The 14,867-nt window shown below is 70.2% G+C and carries 17 protein-coding genes and 1 riboswitch; of the genes, 9 read left to right on the top strand and 8 right to left on the bottom strand.

The genetic code is table 11. From position 1 onward, the window contains the following. Positions 1–14: 14 nt before the first annotated feature. Both KCH48_RS20805 and KCH48_RS43425 read right to left on the bottom strand, forming a co-directional pair. Positions 15–1,880 (bottom strand): anthranilate synthase family protein, encoded by a 1,866-nt coding sequence (locus tag KCH48_RS20805; RefSeq protein WP_210576161.1) that lies wholly within the window; start codon positions 1,878–1,880, stop codon positions 15–17. A 99-nt stretch (positions 1,881–1,979) separates the two neighbouring features. Then, positions 1,980–2,036: a trp operon leader peptide gene (locus tag KCH48_RS43425; RefSeq protein WP_073723848.1), complete on the bottom strand. Its 57-nt coding sequence runs from the start codon at positions 2,034–2,036 to the stop codon at positions 1,980–1,982. A gap of 95 nt (positions 2,037–2,131) precedes the next feature. On the opposite strand from KCH48_RS43425, the gene KCH48_RS20795 reads away from it, so the two are divergent. Beyond that, positions 2,132–3,484 (top strand): class II 3-deoxy-7-phosphoheptulonate synthase, encoded by a 1,353-nt coding sequence (locus KCH48_RS20795; protein WP_210576159.1) that lies wholly within the window; start codon positions 2,132–2,134, stop codon positions 3,482–3,484. 151 nt (positions 3,485–3,635) lie between these two features. Next, positions 3,636–3,878: a bacterioferritin-associated ferredoxin gene (locus KCH48_RS20790; protein ID WP_210576158.1), complete on the top strand. Its 243-nt coding sequence runs from the start codon at positions 3,636–3,638 to the stop codon at positions 3,876–3,878. A gap of 20 nt (positions 3,879–3,898) precedes the next feature. Here KCH48_RS20790 and bfr read toward each other — a convergent pair whose 3' ends face one another. Then, positions 3,899–4,375: a bacterioferritin gene (gene bfr, locus KCH48_RS20785; protein WP_210576157.1), complete on the bottom strand. Its 477-nt coding sequence runs from the start codon at positions 4,373–4,375 to the stop codon at positions 3,899–3,901. 168 nt (positions 4,376–4,543) lie between these two features. Between bfr and KCH48_RS20780 the strand changes: the two genes are divergently transcribed. Then, a complete protein-coding gene (locus tag KCH48_RS20780) occupies positions 4,544–5,176 on the top strand; it encodes a sulfite oxidase-like oxidoreductase (RefSeq protein WP_210576156.1) in 633 nt (210 codons plus the stop codon). A 162-nt stretch (positions 5,177–5,338) separates the two neighbouring features. Next, the gene (locus KCH48_RS20775) at positions 5,339–5,614 is read left to right on the top strand and encodes a hypothetical protein (protein WP_210576155.1); all 276 of its coding nucleotides are present in this window, start codon (positions 5,339–5,341) and stop codon (positions 5,612–5,614) included. 13 nt (positions 5,615–5,627) lie between these two features. On the opposite strand, the gene KCH48_RS20770 is transcribed toward KCH48_RS20775, so the two are convergent. From KCH48_RS20770 to thiO, 5 genes are all read right to left on the bottom strand, one after another. Then, positions 5,628–6,497, bottom strand: a complete 870-nt coding sequence (locus KCH48_RS20770) for a deoxyribonuclease IV (protein ID WP_210576154.1) — start codon at positions 6,495–6,497, stop codon at positions 5,628–5,630. 17 nt (positions 6,498–6,514) lie between these two features. Continuing rightward, positions 6,515–8,422: a Stk1 family PASTA domain-containing Ser/Thr kinase gene (gene pknB, locus KCH48_RS20765; protein ID WP_210576153.1), complete on the bottom strand. Its 1,908-nt coding sequence runs from the start codon at positions 8,420–8,422 to the stop codon at positions 6,515–6,517. 98 nt (positions 8,423–8,520) lie between these two features. After that, positions 8,521–9,315, bottom strand: a complete 795-nt coding sequence (locus tag KCH48_RS20760) for a thiazole synthase (protein WP_210576152.1) — start codon at positions 9,313–9,315, stop codon at positions 8,521–8,523. Between the two features lie 2 nt (positions 9,316–9,317). Continuing rightward, a complete protein-coding gene (gene thiS / locus KCH48_RS20755) occupies positions 9,318–9,518 on the bottom strand; it encodes a sulfur carrier protein ThiS (protein ID WP_210576151.1) in 201 nt (66 codons plus the stop codon). Beyond that, a complete protein-coding gene (thiO, locus tag KCH48_RS20750) occupies positions 9,515–10,708 on the bottom strand; it encodes a glycine oxidase ThiO (RefSeq protein ID WP_210576150.1) in 1,194 nt (397 codons plus the stop codon). Before thiO ends, thiS begins: the two co-directional genes overlap by 4 nt. Next, positions 10,706–10,817: riboswitch (TPP riboswitch) on the bottom strand. It overlaps the preceding gene by 3 nt. A gap of 52 nt (positions 10,818–10,869) precedes the next feature. Here thiO and KCH48_RS20745 point away from each other — a divergent pair. The 5 genes from KCH48_RS20745 (at position 10,870) to metF (ending at position 14,822) form a co-directional block, all read left to right on the top strand. After that, the gene (locus KCH48_RS20745; RefSeq protein WP_210576149.1) at positions 10,870–11,220 is read left to right on the top strand and encodes a hypothetical protein; all 351 of its coding nucleotides are present in this window, start codon (positions 10,870–10,872) and stop codon (positions 11,218–11,220) included. Positions 11,221–11,252: 32 nt separating this feature from the next. Further along, positions 11,253–12,482 (top strand): NAD(P)/FAD-dependent oxidoreductase, encoded by a 1,230-nt coding sequence (locus KCH48_RS20740; protein ID WP_210576148.1) that lies wholly within the window; start codon positions 11,253–11,255, stop codon positions 12,480–12,482. 102 nt (positions 12,483–12,584) lie between these two features. Then, positions 12,585–12,956 carry an Rv2175c family DNA-binding protein gene (locus KCH48_RS20735; RefSeq protein ID WP_058925820.1) on the top strand — a complete coding sequence of 124 codons (372 nt, stop codon included), beginning with the start codon at positions 12,585–12,587 and terminating at the stop codon, positions 12,954–12,956. Positions 12,957–13,137: 181 nt separating this feature from the next. Then, positions 13,138–13,794 carry a thiamine phosphate synthase gene (gene thiE / locus KCH48_RS20730; RefSeq protein WP_210576147.1) on the top strand — a complete coding sequence of 219 codons (657 nt, stop codon included), beginning with the start codon at positions 13,138–13,140 and terminating at the stop codon, positions 13,792–13,794. A 104-nt stretch (positions 13,795–13,898) separates the two neighbouring features. Beyond that, entirely contained in the window at positions 13,899–14,822 is a 924-nt protein-coding gene (metF, locus tag KCH48_RS20725) for a methylenetetrahydrofolate reductase [NAD(P)H] (RefSeq protein ID WP_210576146.1), read from the top strand. Positions 14,823–14,867: the final 45 nt, after the last annotated feature.

Here is a 14,867-nt window from a genome sequence, read left to right as displayed (position 1 = left end):
CACCGAGCCGTCGGTCACGCCTGATCGAGCGCGACCACGGAAGTGAGCAGTTCCGCCACGACCCCCGTGCCGTCGAGTGTGAGCACCGACTCGGGATGGAACTGGGTGGAGGCGAACCCGGGCCCGCGCAACGCGTGCACCTCGCCGTTCGCGGCCCGGCTGACCTCGATGCCGTGCTCGGTCAGCTCCGCGTGCGCCTCGTCGTCGCAGCGCGCCACGAAGCTGTTGTAGAAGCCGACCGTCTCGGGCCGCCCGAACAGGTCGATCGTCGTCTGCGCCCCCTGGTACGGCACTTCCTTCCGTACGATCTCCAGCCCCGACTCGGCCGCGATCAGCTCGTGCCCGAGGCAGACGCCGAGCACGCCGTGGCCGTTCGCGGTGGTGCGGAGCACCTCGGCGGTGAGGGAGCGCAGGAAGCTCATCTTGGGGTCGGTGAGGTCGGACGGGTCACCGGGGCCGGGGCCGAGCACGACCGGTCCCTCGTGCGCGAGCACCGCTTCCCGCAGCCCCGGCTCGTCGTAACGCCGGACGGTGACGGTGAGGCCCGACGACCGCAGCACGTGCGCGAGCATCGCCGTGAAGGTGTCCTCCCCGTCGACGACCAGGGCGTGCCCGGTGAGTTCGTCGGAGCGCTCCTGCATCCGCAGCCAGAACGGCGCCAGCGAGGCCCGGCGCCCGTCGAGCGCGGCACGCACGCGTGGGTCGTCGGCGAGACGCACGCGCGCGTGCCGCTCACGCGGCCGGGATGGACGTACGCCCAAAGCCGTCAGCACACCCGCGGCCTTCGCGTGGGTCTCCGCGACCTCGCTCGCCGGATCCGAACCGCGTACGAGCGTGGCGCCGACCGGCACCCGCAGCCGGCCGTCGGCGTCGATGTCGGCGGTGCGGATGAGGATGGGGGAGTCGAGGGTCTGGGCGCCGCCGGAGTCCTTGCCGAGGAGGGCCAGCGCGCCCGCGTAGTAGCCCCGCCCGCCGACCTCGTGCCGCTCGATGACCCGGCAGGCGTTCTGCACCGGCGAGCCCGTCACCGTCGCCGCGAACATGGTCTCCTTCAGGACCTCCCGCACATCCAGCGAGGAACGGCCGCGCAACTCGTACTCGGTGTGGGCGAGATGGGCCATCTCCTTCAGCCGCGGCCCCACGACGACCCCGCCCATGTCGCCCACCGTGCACATCATCTTGAGCTCCTCGTCGACGACCATCGACAGCTCCTCGATCTCCTTGCCGTCGGCGAGGAAGTCCAGCAGGTGCTCGGGGGTGGGGCCTTCGGCCGGGTAGCGGTACGTCCCACTGATCGGGTTCATGACGACCGTGCCGCCGGACATACGGACGTGCACCTCCGGGCTCGCGCCGACCAGGGTGCGGTCCCCGGTGTCGACGACGAACGTCCAGTACGCGCCCCGCTCGCCCTCCAGGAGCCGCCGGAACAGCGCCAGCGCGTCGGCCCGTCCGAACCCCGGGATCTCACCTTCGTACGTCCGCCGGATGACGAAGTTGGCGCCCTCGCCCGCGCCGATCTCCTCGTGCAGCACCCGCCCCACGATCCGCGCGTACTCCTCGTCGGCCACGTCGAAGCCGCCGTCCTCGACCCGTACCTCGTGCGCCGGGAGCTGGGCGAGAGCTTCGGCGAGCGGGATCTCGTACGTCTCCTCCGGCACCAGCACCGACAGGGGCGTCCCGTCGTCGCGGACCTCGAAGCCGCGCTCGCGGATCTGCCGGAAGGGGACGAGCGCCAGGCCGTGCTCGGGGAGGTCGGTGAGGCGGTCGTGCGTGCCGACCGGGCCGAGCAGGACCTCGACCGTGTCGTGGTCGTGGCCCGGGGTGCGGCGGCGCAGCAGGGCGAAGGGACGGGGTTCGTCCAGCAGGTCGAGCAGGTTCATCGGTCGTGTTCCCTCTCGGAAGGAGAGACGACCATCAGCGCCGGAAAACACCGAAGGCCGCCCCTCGGGCGGCCTTCGCGAAGTGTTGCGTACGCGCAGTCAGTGGGCCGCCGGATGAGCGGTCCACCACCAGGTCTGGGTCGAATGCGCGAACATGCGACGCAGAGTACCCCACGTGCGCCTGGCGTGCGGGTGTCTCACCTGTCGGGCCGCACGAAAATCACTCGACACGACCCCGTAATGTTGAGGACGTGACCGTGAACGCTAAGACCAGCGCCAGCGCTGGCAACACCTGGCGAGACCTGCCCGCGGCGCAGCAGCCCGAGTACCCCGACCTTGAGGCTCTGCGCGCAGTCGTTGCGGACCTCGAGTCGTATCCGCCGCTCGTCTTCGCGGGCGAGTGCGACCAGCTGCGCGCCCGGATGGCGGCCGTCGCCAAGGGAGAGGCGTTCCTTCTCCAGGGCGGCGACTGCGCCGAGGCCTTCGACGGCGTGTCCGCGGACCAGATCCGCAACAAGCTCAAGACCCTGCTCCAGATGGGCGCCGTGCTGACGTACGCCGCGTCCGTGCCCGTGGTGAAGGTCGGCCGCATCGCCGGCCAGTACTCCAAGCCGCGCTCCAAGAACACCGAGACCCGTGACGGCGTGACCCTGCCGACGTACCGCGGCGACTCGGTCAACGGCTTCGACTTCAACGAGGCCGCCCGCGTCCCGGACCCCGAGCGCCTGAAGCGGATGTACAACGCCTCCGCCTCCACGCTCAACCTGGTCCGCGCCTTCACCACCGGCGGCTACGCGGATCTGCGCCAGGTGCACGCCTGGAACCAGGACTTCGTGAAGTCGTCCCCCTCCGGCCAGCGCTACGAGCAGCTGGCGCGCGAGATCGACCAGGCGCTGAACTTCATGCACGCCTGCGGGGCGGACCCGGAGGAGTTCAAGACGGTCGAGTTCTACTCGTCGCACGAGGCACTGCTGCTCGACTACGAGTCGGCGCTGACCCGCGTGGACTCGCGCACCGGGCAGCTGTACGACGTCTCCGCGCACATGGTGTGGGTCGGTGAGCGCACCCGGCAGCTCGACGGCGCGCACATCGAGTTCGCGTCGAGGATCCGCAACCCGATCGGCATCAAGCTCGGCCCGACCACGACGGCCGAGGAGGCGCTGCAGTACATCGAGCGCTTGGACCCCGACCGTGAGCCGGGCCGGCTGACCTTCATCGTGCGGATGGGCGCGGACAAGATCCGCGACCGGCTGCCGGAGCTGGTGGAGAAGGTCACGGCGTCGGGTGCGACGGTGGCCTGGGTGACCGACCCGATGCACGGCAACACCTTCGAGGCCGCCTCCGGCCACAAGACCCGCCGCTTCGACGACGTGCTCGACGAGGTCAAGGGCTTCTTCGAGGTCCACAAGGGCCTGGGCACCCACCCGGGCGGCATCCACGTCGAGCTCACCGGCGACGACGTCACCGAGTGCGTGGGCGGCGGCGACGAGATCTTCGTCGACGATCTGCACCAGCGCTACGAGACGGCGTGCGACCCGCGCCTCAACCGCAGCCAGTCTCTCGACCTGGCCTTCCTGGTCGCCGAGATGTACAGGGACCAGTGACGGTAGCGCCTGTTACAGGGGCATGAAGTAGGGCGTGGATCACATACGATCCACGCCCTACAGCACTTTTGGGCTGCCTGTGCGACGGGTAAGGTTAGGTTAGCCTCACCGATCATCGGGACGGCACGACCTTACGAATTCCCGTCGGGAGGTGAACCGCGTGTACGTCTGCAACTGCTTCGGCGTGACCGAGGCGCAGGTGAAGAAGCACGCGGAGGGCGGCGCCTGCACCCCCCGCCAGATAGCCTCGGCCTGCAAGGCCGGCACGGACTGCGGGTCGTGCGTCCGCCGGATCCAGGCACTGCTGGGCAGGGGTGCCTGCCCGCGCGGTGAGCTGGTCGACCGACGTGAGCCGGTCGTCGCCGAGCTGGAAGAGCTGGAAGAAGCCGCGTAGCCGGGCCGCTCGGTCTGCTGCTAGCTGGGCTGCTCGATCTGCTGCGCGATGTACAGCGCCTCGCCGAGCTTGTCGATGAGGGCCAGCTGCGTGTCCAGATAGTCGATGTGGTGCTCCTCGTCCTCGAGGATCGACTCGAAGATGTTCGCGGACGTGATGTCGCCCTTGGTGCGCATCACCTCGATACCCCGCTTGAGGCGGTCGATCGCCTCGACCTCCACCTGCCGGTCGGCCTGGAACATCTCGGTGACGCTCTGGCCGACCCGCACATGGAACAGCCGCTGGTAGTTGGGCAGGCCGTCCAGCATGAGGATGCGCTCGGTGATCTTGTCCGCGTGCTTCATCTCGTCGATGGACTCTTCACGCGTGTACTTGGCGAGCTTCGTCCAGCCGTTGTTGTCCTGGATCCGGTAGTGCAGCCAGTACTGGTTGATCGCCGTCAGCTCACCGGTGAGCTGTTCGTTCAGAAACTCGAGAACCTCGGGGTCGCCCTGCATCGCAGAGGCTCCTTCCAAGCGGGGGAACTGGCAGGTTGCGCCGCATCCTTGCACCGGCGACGAAGATCGTCCAGTAAGTCTTCACTTAGTAAGTAAGGGCATGCTTAGTCCGATATGTACGGTCCAGGGCGGTCAGGTGCACTGCCTCGGGTCTGTCAGGATGGAGACATGGGTCAGCCGGTGGAGCGCGAATCTGGAGGAACGGCACAGCCGGAGCTTCCGCCGGGGCAGCGAGTGCAGCGCGGCTGGCCGGTCACGCACTACGGTCCCGTCCCCAAGTTCCGGCCCGAGCGCTGGGAGTTCAGGGTCTTCGGCGCGACCGCGGACGGCGAGAAGGACTCCTGGACCCATGAGGAGTTCACGGCCCTGCCGTACACCACCGTCCTGGCCGATCTGCACTGCGTGACGAAATTCAGCATGCTCGGCGCGGAATGGGGCGGGATTCCGGCCCGTACGATCCTCGAGATCGCCCCGCCCGCCCCCGAGGTCACGCATGTGATGGTGTGGGCGGAGTACGGATTCAGCTCCAACCTGCGCCTCGAGGACTTCGCAGCCGAGCGCACGATCTTCGCCACCCACAAGGACGGCGAACTCCTCACCGCCGAGCACGGCTTCCCGCTCCGTCTCGTCGTCCCCCACCTCTACGCCTGGAAGGGCCCCAAATGGGTGCGCGGGGTGGAGTACATGACAGCCGACCGCCGTGGCTTCTGGGAGGAGCGCGGCTATCACAACCTCGGCGATCCGTGGAAGGAACAGCGGTACTCCTACCAGGAGGAGCCCGGGGACGGTCCCGAGCTCTGAGCTCTCCCGGTGTACCGGTCAGTGGTGGTACTGGTGCACCTACCCACCAGAACAGCGCGTCGTCGAGCCCGGCATCCACGATGACCATGACTGGCGCCGGGGTGCCGTCCGCGCCGGTAAGCTCGTTGCCGGTTACTACGACAACCATGCAGGGAGCCCCGGATGGCCATCTTCAACGTGATCTTCTCGGAGGCTGCGGCGCGCGTGCGCGACAGTCTTCCGGACGACCGCCTTGAGGTGCTTCAGCGCGGGCTCGCCATACTGGCCAAGGACCCCCGCACCAAGATTTCCGCGGCGATTTCCGGCGACGAGAACACACGCTCGCTCGCGCTGACCCACACCATGGCAGTCGAGTACGTCATCAGTGACGGTCTCCTGATCGTGCTCGTGGTCCACCTCGTCGACACGTCGCACGTCCTGTTCGAGACCGAGGACTGATCCGGCGCGCGCCTTAACCGTCGCGGAGTTTCTTCAGCCGCTCCACGTCCGCCGCGTGCCCCTGCTTGCCGCCGGGTGTCTCGATGATCAGCGGGACGCCCTCGGTGGCGGGGTGGGTCATCAGTGCGCGGAACGGGTCCTCGCCGATGTGACCGGCGCCGATGTTCTCGTGACGGTCCTTGTGGGCGCCGACCACGTCCTTGGAGTCATTGGCGTGGATCAGCTTCAGCCGGCCCTCGCCGACCGTGTCCACCAGCAGATCGAGCGTCTGGTGCATACCGCTCGGGCCGGTGAGGTCGTGTCCGGCGGCGAAGATGTGGCAGGTGTCCAGGCAGACGCCCAGCTTCGGATGGGCGTCCAGCGCCTCGAAGTACGGCCCGAAGTCCCAGGTGCGGGAGCAGAGCGAGGAACCCTGGCCCGCCGTCGACTCCAGCAGCAGATACGGGTCGTCGTCGTGGGTCAGCTCGTCCAGCAGCGGCAGCAGATACTCGCGTACCTGCTTCAGCGCCACGGCACGGTCCCGGCCGCCGGTCGCGCTGCCCGTGTGCACGACCACGCCCAGCGCCCCGATCTCCCGCCCGCGCCGCAGCGAGTGCCGCAGGGACTCCACCGACTTCTCCGCGGTCGCCTCGGTGTGCGAACCGAAGTTGATCAGATACGGGGCATGGACGTACGCCGGGATCGACTCGGCGGCGCAGGCCGCCCGGAACTCCTCGTCCTGCCGCGGGTTTCCGACGGGCGTGGCCCAGCCGCGCGGGTTGGCGACGAAGACCTGCACGGTCTCCGCCTTGAGGTCACGGGCGTATGTCAGGCCTACGGAGTTCAGGCCCCCGGCGACGGGGACATGCCCGCCGACGGGGTTGCGCGGTTGCTTGCCGGTCATTCTGTTCGCGGGTCCCGTCAGCGGATCTGGATGGTGATCGTCGACCCCTTGGGAGCCGTCTTGCCACCCTTCACGGACTGCTTCTTGACGGTGTCGCCGAACAGCCCGAGCAGACCGCGGTCCTCGTCGACTTGGAAGCCAGCGGCCTCCAGCGCGGCCTTGGCTTCGTCGACGCTGTCGCCGACCACGTCCGGGACCTCGATCATCTCCGGGCCCTTGGACAGCGTCAGCGTCACCGTGTCGCCCTCGGCGGCCTCGCTGCCGGGGGCCGGGGACTGGCGTGCGACCTGGTCCTTGTCGAACTCCGAGGTGACCTGCTCGGCGGCGACCCGCACCTTCAGGCCGGCCTCCTCCAGCTCCGCCCTCGCGTCCTGAAGGCTTGCGCCGGCGACGTCGGCGACCTCCACCGGGCTGCCCTTGCTGACGGTGAGCGCGACCGCGGAGCCGGAGCGCCGGGTGGTGCCCGAGCCCGGCTCGGTGCTGATCACGAAGCCCGCCTCGACGTCCTCGCTGAACTCCCGGGTCACCATGCCCGGTGCCAGCCCTTCCTGCTTCAGCACGGACCGCGCCCGGTCGAGCCGGTAGCCCTCCACATCGGGCACCTTCACGTTCTGCGGGCCGTCGGAGATGGTGAGTGTCACGGAGTCGTTCTGCCGTATCCGGTCGCCCACCTCCGGATCGGTGCTGATGACCGAACCGCGCTTCACGGTGTCGCTGTAGGCGTGCTTGACCTGGCCGACCTCGAGACCGGCCGACTCCAGCCGGTCGCGGGCCTGCGCCTCCGTCTTCGTCACCAGCGCCGGGACCCGGGTGAACTGGCCGGAGTTGATGTACCAGATACCGGCGCCCACGCCGAAGACCAGCAGGACGGCCGCGACGATCGTGAACATTCGTCCCCGGGGCGCGGCGGAGCGGCGCGACGGCAGGGGCGGCGGGCTCTGGAAGCGGCTCGTGCGGTGGACCTCGGGCTCGTCCTCGTTCACCGGGAGGGTCAGCGCACGCGGGATCACGCTCGTACGGTCGTCCGCGTTCAGATGCTCGGCCGCGATCGCCTGTGGCGGCACCGCGTCCAGCTGCTCCGCGCTGAGCGCCCCGCGGGTCTCGCGCGCGTGGGCGAGCAGCGCCACGGCGTCGTACGGCCGGATGTCGGGGTTGCGGGCGGTGGCCGACGCCATCAGCGCGTCCAGCTCGTACGGCAGCCCCGGGACGGCGGCCGACGGGGGCGGTACGTCCTCGTGCAGATGCTTGTAGAGCACGATCGCGGGATTCTCGCCCTGGTGCGGCCGGTCGCCCGTCAGCATCTCGTAGAGCATCACGCCGCACGCGTACACGTCGACGCGCGGGTCGGTGGTGCCGTGCTCGATCTGCTCGGGGGCGAGATAGGAAACCGTGCCGAGGACCGCGCCGGTGGTGTTGGTGACCGTGTCCACGGCCCGCACCAGCCCGAAGTCGGCGACCTTGACCCGGCCGTCGTCTCCTATCAGCACGTTCTCCGGCTTCATGTCGCGGTGCACGAACCCGGCGCGGTGCGCGGCACCCAGCGCGGCGAGCACCGGCTCCAGGATGTCGAACGCGGCGCGCGGCTGGAGCGCCCCGCGCTCGCGCAGCACGTCACGGAGCGTGCAGCCCGCGACGTACTCCATGGCCAGATAGACGTACGACCCGTCGGTCCCCTGGTCGAAGACCTGCACCACGTTCGGATGAGCCAGTCGCGCCACGGACTTCGCCTCGCGGATGAACCGCTCCACGAAGGAGCCGTCGGCCGCGAGTGTGGGGTGCATCACCTTGAGGGCGAGGACACGGTCGAGCCGGGTGTCCACGGCCCGGTAGACCGTGGCCATCCCGCCGACGGCGATCCGCGCGTCCACGCGATAGCGGCCGTCGAGCACCTGCCCGACCAACGGGTCCTGAAGGGTCGTATCCACGCAGGTGAGTCTACGATCCACCGCTGACACAACCGCCGTTTCGGTCGTGATAGGGGCTCTACTGCAGCCGAGCTGTGACGCACGTCGCACGTCCGGGATCAGAAGGCGGGGCGCTCGGGGTCCAGCCGTGCCATGCCCTGAGCCGGAGAGGACGCCTGAGCGAAGTGGCGTCGCGGAATCCGCCCGGCCCGGTAGGCCAGCCGCCCCGCCTCCACCCCGCTCCTCATGGCGGCAGCCATCAGCGCCGGCTCCTGCGCCCGCGTCACCGCCGAGGCGAGCATCACACCGGCGCACCCCAGCTCCATCGCCAGCGCCGCGTCCGACGCCGTACCGGCTCCCGCGTCCAGAATCACCGGCACGCGCGCGTGCTCCACGATCAGCTGGAAGTTGTGCGGGTTGCGGATACCGAGTCCGGAGCCGATGGGCGAGCCGAGCGGCATGATCGCGGCGCAGCCGGCGTCCTCCAGCTTGCGTGCCAGCACCGGGTCGTCGTTCGTGTACGGCAGCACCGTGAACCCGTCGTCCACCAGCGTCTCGGCAGCCTCAAGCAGCTCGATCGGGTCGGGCAGCAGGGTGCGCTCGTCGGCGATGACCTCCAGCTTCACCAGGTCGGTGCCGAGGGCCTCCCGGGCCAGCCGGGCGGTGAGGACGGCTTCCCCGGCGGTGAAACAGCCCGCCGTGTTGGGCAGCACCCGGATGCCGAGCCGCTCCAGCACCGACAGCACCGAGCCGTGCACATCGGGGTTCACCCGCCGCATCGCGACCGTCGTCAGCTCCGTGCCGGAGGCGACGAGCGCCCGCTCAAGGACCTCCAGGCTGGGCGCACCGCCCGTACCCATGATGAGACGGGACGAGAAGGCCGTACCGCCGATGACAAAGGGATCGTCAGCCATGGTCAGCCTCCTTGGACGGCCGTGAGGACTTCGACGCGGTCTCCCTCGGAGAGGGACGTGGCGGACCACTGCGCGCGCGGGACGACGGTTTCGTTCAGGGCGGCGGCCACTCCGGAGGGCGCCGCGGTGAGGGACTTCACGAGGGTGTCGAGGGCGGTGCCGTCGGTGACCTCCCGACGCTCACCGTTGATCCAGACGATCATGCGGGCAGCTCCGTGAGTGCGCCGAAGCGCTTCGGGGTGAAGGGGCGGGCCTCGTCCGGGAGTTCACCGGTGGCCAGCGCGTGGGCCATGGCGTCGCCGGTGACCGGCGTGAGCAGCACGCCGTTGCGGTAGTGGCCGGTGGCCAGCAGGAGGCCGGGGAGGTCCGTCGGACCGAGCAGCGGCGCGTTGTCGGGGGAGCCGGGGCGCAGTCCGGCCCGGGTCTCCGTCAGCGGCAGCTCGGTGAGACCGGGGACCAGCTCGTGCGCGTCGCGCAGCAGCTCGTAGACGCCGCCCGCCGTCACCGTCGTGTCCCAGCCCAGCTCCTCGCTGGTCGCGCCGATGACCAGCTCGCCGTTCGCGCGGGGCACCAGGTAGACATGGCTGCCGCGGACCATGGCGCGCACGGTCCGGCTCAGGAACGGCGCGAACCGCTCCGGCACGGTCAGCCGCACCACCTGCCCCTTCACGGGCCGGACGGGCGGCAGTACGTCCTCCGGAACGCCCGCGAGCCGCCCGCTCAGGCTGCCCGCGGCGAGGACGACCTGCCCCGCGCCCACGGCCTCGCCGTCGCGCGTGACGACACCGGCGGCCCGCTCCCGTACGACCGACAGCCGCTCGGCCCAGGTCCGGTGGAAGACCACTCCGGCCCGCTCGCACGCGGCCACCAGCGCACCGGCGAGGCGCCGCGGGTCGATCTGGTGGTCGCCGTCGACGCGCAGCCCGCCGCGCACACCCGGCGCGAGCATCGGCTCCAGACGCCGGCACTCCCGCCCGGACAGCCACTCGGAGTCCAGCCCCGACGCCCGTTGCAGCGCGTGCAGTTCGCGCAGATGGGCGCGGTCGTCGGCGTCCAGGGCGACGGCGAGCGTGCCGCACTGGCGGTAGCCGAGGTCGTGGCCGGTCAGCTCGGTGAGTTCGGCCGCGAAGTCCGGGTAGCGGCGGGCCGAGGCGAGGTTCAGACCGAGCAGGGTCTGCTCGCCGTAGTGCAGTTCCGTGACGGCGGCCAGCATCCCGGCCGCCACCTGCGCTGCTCCGCCGCCCGGTTCGGGATCCACGACGGCCGTGACGAACCCGCGCTGCGCGGCCCGCCATGCCGTCACGAGTCCGATGATTCCGCCCCCGATGACAAGGACGTCTGCGGTGTCGGACGTGGCGTTGTCGGACGTAGCTGTGTCGGACGTATGCGACATGGGCGTCCAGCCCCTCCCTTCGCCGGCATGACCCGGATCAGGTTCGTACGGTCGGAGGCCGCCAGCCTCCCTCTCAGCCCGGTGCGTCCGGGCTCCCGCGAGTGCTCTACGTTGGCCACCCTAGCCCTCTGCCGTATGTCTCAGTAAGGGAGCCTTCGCCTGTGGCCCGCTCGCTCGACGGTCTCGTCCTCGCCCCGGTTGCCGATCAAGCCCCAGGTCAGGTGGGTACTCGCACCCGGTTCACGTACCACGAGAAGGCCGGCGAGATCTGGGCCGAGTACGCGGGCGGGGACGTCGTACGCGGGCATCTGGTGGGTACCAGGGAAGGTGACCGGTTGGACTTCCGGTACGTGCAGCTCAAGCGGGACGGGACGACGTCGTCGGGACACTGCGTGTCGACGGTGACCGAGCTTCCCGACGGGCGGGTGCGCCTGGCGGAGACCTGGGAGTGGGAGTCGCAGGCGGGCAGCGGAACCAGCGTTGTGGAGCAGGTCACGGAGCACGCCCCCTGACTGACGGATCGTCAGTTGTCTATGGTGATCAGGTGAGCGAGCAGACGCAGCAACGAGGCACGTCACAGCCGCGGCGCGTGGTCGTGGCCGGTGCGGGCATGGCCGGGGTGCAGACGGCCGTCGCCCTGCGCGAACAGGGCTTCACCGGCACCGTGACGCTGATCGGCGCCGAGCCGCACCAGCCGTACGACCGGCCGCCGCTGTCCAAGGCCGTACTGCTCGGCAAGGCCGAGGGCTCCGCCTTCGACGTGGACTTCGAGGCGCTCGGCATCGAACTGGAGCTGGGGCGCGAGGTACTGGGTGTGCGCCCCGCCGAACACGAGCTGGACACCGAGGCCGGGCCTGTCCCGTACGACGTCCTGGTCCTCGCCACCGGTGCGGAACCGATCCCGCTGCCGGGCGCCGAGGGCGTTCCCGGCGTCCATCTGCTGCGCACCCTGGACGACGCCGAGCGGCTGCGGCCGGTGCTCGCCCGGCAGCACGACATCGTGGTCGTCGGTGCGGGCTGGATCGGCGCGGAGTTCGCCACGGCGGCGCGCGAGGCGGGCTGCGCGGTGACCGTCGTGGAGGCCGCCGACCGGCCGCTCGCGGGAGCGCTGCCCGCCGAGGTGGCCGCGCCGATGGCCGCCTGGTACGCCGACACCGGCGCGGTGCTGCGGACGCACGCGCGCGTGGAGCGCGTCGAGCCCGGCACGGTCGTCCTCGACGACGGCTCACGGCTGCCCGCGGACGCCGTCGTGGTCGGCATCGGCGCCCGGCCCGCCACCGCCTGGCTCGCCGGTTCGGGCATCAAGCTGGGCAAGCACGGCGAGGTCGTGGCCGACGACCGGCTGCAGACCTCCGTGCCGGACGTCTACGCGGTCGGCGACTGCGCCTCCTTCCCTTCGGGAAGGTATGGCGAGCGCCTGCTGGTCCACCACTGGGACAACGCCCTCCAGGGGCCGCGCACGGTCGCGGCGAACATCATCGGCGAGGCTCCCGCGGTGTACGACCCGGTCCCGTACTTCTGGTCGGAGCAGTTCGGCCGCTTCGTCCAGTACGCCGGTCACCACGCGTCCGCCGACACGACCCTGTGGCGCGGCGACCCCTCCGGCCCGTCCTGGACGGTGTGCTGGCTCCGCGAGAACCGCCTGATCGCCCTGCTGGCGGTGGGCCGCCCCAGGGACCTGGCCCAGGGGCGGCGGCTGATCGAGGCGGGTGCGGAGATGAACCCGGTACTGATCTCGGATCCGGCGCGGCCGCTGAAGACGGCGACGGCGTAAGGGGGTTCGTGGTGGGCGCGACGACCGTCATGGCGTAACGCGTCGGCGCAGGTCGGACGGGTCTGGCTTCCGACTGTCAGTCCGGGATGGCACGCTTGTCCCGTGACCGAGATTGACGCAAAGATCGATGCTCTCGTCCCCGCCTGGCTCACCCTGCCCGACATCGCGGAAATGCTCGATGTCGAGGTGACCCGCGTCCGGCAGCTGGTCAAGGACGGCCAGCTCATCGCCGTACGCCGTGGGGAGAACCGCGCGCTGCACGTCCCCGCCGCCTTCATCGACGGGGCCGAGCAGAAGGTGGTCAAGGGCCTGTCCGGGACCCTGACGCTCCTGCGGGACGACGGCTTCACCGACGAAGAGATGCTCGAGTGGCTCTTCACCCCCGACGAGAGCCTGCCCGGCACCCCCGCGCAGGCCCTGAGTGAGAACCGCGGCACGGAGGTGAAGCGCCGCGCCCAGGCGCTCGCCGTCTGATCACCGCACACTGACCTGAACACGTCCGGCGTACGGGCCGCGGCCCGCGAGGGCCACGGCCACGGTCGAGTGCGGCCCACAGCGGCCGGCGAGCGGTCCTGGGCAGCCGACGGCCACCCGCGACGGCACGCGCGCCGCGGCCCGTGCGCCATCGACCATCACCGACAAACAGGGGACACCCATGCCCGACACCGCCGCCACGCTGCGTGACCGGCTCGCCGACGCCCGCGTCTACCTGTGCACGGACGCCCGCAAGAGTCAGGGCGACCTGCCCGAGTTCCTCGACGCGGTTCTGGCGGGCGGCGTCGACATCGTGCAGTTGCGGGACAAGGGCATGGAGGCGGCGGAGGAACTGGAGCACCTTCAGGTCTTCGCCGACGCCTGTGCCCGGTACGGCAAGCTGCTCGCGGTCAACGACCGGGCGGACGTCGCCCACGCCGTCCGCGCCGACGTACTCCATCTCGGGCAGGGCGATCTGCCCGTCCCGGCGGCCCGGGCGATCCTCGGCGACGACATCCTCATCGGACGCTCGACACACGCCGCGTCCGAGGCGACCGCGGCCGCGGCCCAGGACGGCGTGGACTACTTCTGCACCGGCCCGTGCTGGCCCACCCCCACCAAGCCCGGCCGCCACGCCCCCGGCCTCGACCTGGTCCGCCACACCGCCGCCCTCGGAAACGACCGCCCCTGGTTCGCCATCGGCGGCATCGACCTGGCCAACCTCGACGAGGTGCTGGAAGCGGGTGCCCGCCGGGTCGTCGTCGTACGGGCCATCACGGAGGCGGCGGATCCGGGGGCCGCGGCGGCGGAGTTCGCGAAGCGGCTGAGGGCGGCGTAGCGCGTAACGCAATGTTTGTCCGATGGGTGGACAGTAAGACGACAAATCGGGCAAACTTCCGGGGCCCGGTTGGGGGACCGACCAGCCCCCACTAACCTGCCCGTATGGCCCTCGGAACCGCATCCACCAGGACTGACCGCGCACGCACCGTGCGTGACATGCTCGCAGCAGGCAAGACGACGTACTCGTTCGAGTTCTACGCGCCGAAGACCCCCAAGGGCGAGCGGAGCCTGTGGAACGCGCTGCGCAGGGTCGAGGCGGTCGCCCCCGACTTCGTGTCGGTGACCTACGGCGCCGGCGGCTCCACGCGCGCGAGCACGGTCAAGGAGACGGAGCAGATCGTCGCCGACACCACCCTCACGCCGGTCGCCCACCTCACCGCGGTCGACCACTCCGTCACCGAGCTGCGCAATGTCATCGGCCAGTTCGCCGCCGCCGGCATCCGCAACATGCTGGCCCTGCGCGGCGACCCGCCCGGCGATCCCATGGGCGACTGGGTACCGCACCCGAAGGGCGTCACCTACGCCGCCGAACTCGTCCAGCTCATCAAGGAGTCGGGCGACTTCTGCGTCGGCGTCGCCGCCTTCCCGGAGATGCACCCGCGCTCCGCCGACTGGGACACGGACGTCACACACTTCGTCGACAAGTGCCGGGCCGGCGCCGACTACGCGATCACGCAGATGTTCTTCCAGCCGGAGTCGTATCTGCGTCTGCGCGACCGTGTCGAGGCCGCCGGCTGCTCGACTCCGGTCATTCCCGAGGTGATGCCGGTCACCAGCGTCAAGATGCTGGAGCGGTTGCCGCAGCTCAGCAACGCCGCCATCCCGGCCGTTCTGAAAGAGCGAATCCTCACAGCAAAAGACGATCCGGCCGCTGTACGCTCGATCGGGATCGAGTTCGCCACCGAGTTCTGTGCGCGGCTGCTGGCCGAGGGAGTGCCCGGGTTGCACTTCATCACACTCAACAACTCCACGGCGACACTGGAAATCTACGAGAACCTGGGCCTGCACCACCCACCGCAGGCCTAGACCGGCCACACCGGTATACGACACACTGCGTAGCGGCCACTGGGA

Origin of the sequence: Streptomyces sp. GESEQ-4 (assembly GCF_017948455.1) — a bacterium.
Classification (GTDB): Bacteria; Actinomycetota; Actinomycetes; order Streptomycetales; family Streptomycetaceae; genus Streptomyces.
This window is presented reverse-complemented; position numbering and strand designations above follow the sequence as displayed.